At 37.1% G+C, this 2114-nt stretch carries 3 protein-coding genes; all 3 read left to right on the top strand.

Features of this window, described 5'->3' with window-relative positions; genetic code table 11:
* Nucleotides 1–994 (top strand): hypothetical protein (locus A9G48_RS11625; RefSeq protein ID WP_176702003.1); only part of this gene is annotated, 994 nt, incomplete at its 5' end.
* A gap of 40 nt (nt 995–1034) precedes the next feature.
* The gene (locus tag A9G48_RS06440) at nt 1035–1697 is read left to right on the top strand and encodes a hypothetical protein (protein ID WP_065575965.1); all 663 of its coding nucleotides are present in this window, start codon (nt 1035–1037) and stop codon (nt 1695–1697) included.
* A 158-nt stretch (nt 1698–1855) separates the two neighbouring features.
* On the top strand, nt 1856–2114 hold a 259-nt coding region (locus A9G48_RS06435; protein WP_141672970.1), incomplete at its 3' end, for a hypothetical protein.

The following is a 2114-nucleotide window of genomic DNA, read 5'->3' as shown; positions in this document are numbered from 1 at the left end:
CAGTTCTTGTATTGGTTTTGCAATAGCCGGATTGGGGTTATCGTTTGCGTTGTCTGGACCATGGGGGCTGGTTTTAGTTTTAGCGCCATTTATTCTTAATTTTCTATTTGGCACTTACGACGACGGCAGCCAATGGGACGAAATGGACAAATGGATAAACCGCTCCATATTTGGCAACCTAGCTCGCAATGACTTATACCCACCTTACCCCATTAGTGATACGGGCAACTACCTATCCGAGCAAGATTTTTATTTGGCATCCCGAAAAGGACTTTGCCAAACCGCCCACCATGAAGTGAATGCAAGCGATTTGGGGAAAGAAGGTCAACAAAATCTAAAAAATAGTGCGCCCACTAAAGTCACAGGAATCGTTTGGGGAACTGATGACCAACGTGAAGTGGTAGAGGCAATAAATAAAACCTCAAACAGTAAATTGTACAATTTAAACTTAGTGATGCAACTGCCCGACTTTGTAAAAAATAAGGCCAAATTTGAAGGAACAATCACCATCCGCCACCGTGGTGAACCACAAGAGACCATATTAGAAGTTAGTCATGGCGGTGAAAATATAATTATTGAACCCGTTCAATACAATCCAGCCTATTTTAAACTGGTTAATAAAAATATGACTCGAAAACAAAAGATTGAAATTTATGATTATTATCAGGCTGAGCCCAAAGATTTGGGGGAGGTGGTTAATAATTGGTATGCCATGCAGCAAGTGATGGGTATCGATATTAAAACATCGCAGGAAAAAGCAGCAACACCAGCAGACAGCGCCACCACAGAGGTTACAACGACCAAGCCAAAAGCGCCGAATATCGGTTTATTTATGATAAACCAACTAGTAGGGCGGGTAACTGGTCAGTTTGAAGTGATTTGCACCATTCAATATTGGCCAACGGGGAAAGTGGATGAACAGGGTAAAAAAGTGTTTCCATACTTACTGTCATACCAATATACAGCTGATACGAGCCATAAGCCGAAGCAGTGACAGAATCGATTAACAAATTTTAACTAACAGGTAATAACTGATGAAAACACAAATCAAAAAAGTCTTAATATTAGGTAGTAGTTTACTGATGTTATCGTTACTGACAGGGTGCGATTTTACCGATTATAAAACGCGAATTCAAAGGGAAAACGATATTAATAACCCAACAGGAAATAAAAAATCTTGCTTAGCAGTGGGGGATTTAACTGAGGATATGTATCCTTATACTATTCACTATGTTGAAGGCGAAATTGATCCGAAAGAGCCTTATGATAAAGTAAAACAAAATAGAAGATTAAACTTAAAACTATCCCTCTATGCTAAAGAGGGATTATTTACTGAAGAGCTGGTTGGTCATGACGGCGATAAGCCTCTGTACCGTTATAATTTAACGGATGAAGGTCGTAAATACGTAGATTGGTGGGGGGGGACTAACTTCTGCTTTGGTCGGGTTGTGGTAGAAAAAATTATAGATGTGGATAATCAACTTAAAGGCATGCGTATGGTTACGTTTACCTACCATTTAGAAAATGTGCCAAATTGGATAAAAAATAAAGATATTTATAGTCTATATCCTAATTATAGCGAAATTGAACCCGCGGTAACGGGTAGTAGACCTGCTTTAGGAAGTCATTATTACAATATTAAGTCGGATGGTAGATTAAAATTGATCCGTGCGGAAAGTGGTAATTATCTTTTATAAAGTTATTTTAATTCATTAGATTACTGTTAAGTTTAAGATTTGCGGGGGTAAAAAAGTGTTTCCATACTTACTGTCATACCAATATACAGCTGATACAAGCCATAAGCCGAAGCAGTGACAGAATCGATTAACAAATTTTAACCAACAGGTAATAATTGATGAAAACACAAATCAAAAAAATCTTAATATTAGGTAGTAGTTTACTGATGTTATCGTTACTGACAGGGTGCGATTTTACCGATTATAAAACTTTGATACAAAATGACAATGATTATTATAATCCAAGCGGTTATAAATCAGTTTGTTTGGCAGTGGGGGATTTAACTGAGGATATGTATCCTTATACTATAAAATATATGCCTGGTTATCATAAAGATTTACATTATCGTGACCCAATTTATGTTAATCATAAATTAA

This window comes from Gilliamella sp. wkB18 (genome assembly GCF_001690875.1).
GTDB classification, from domain to species: domain Bacteria; phylum Pseudomonadota; class Gammaproteobacteria; order Enterobacterales; family Orbaceae; genus Gilliamella; species Gilliamella apicola_A.
The sequence above is the reverse complement of the archived record's forward strand: the minus strand, read 5'-3'. Positions and strand labels throughout refer to the sequence as shown.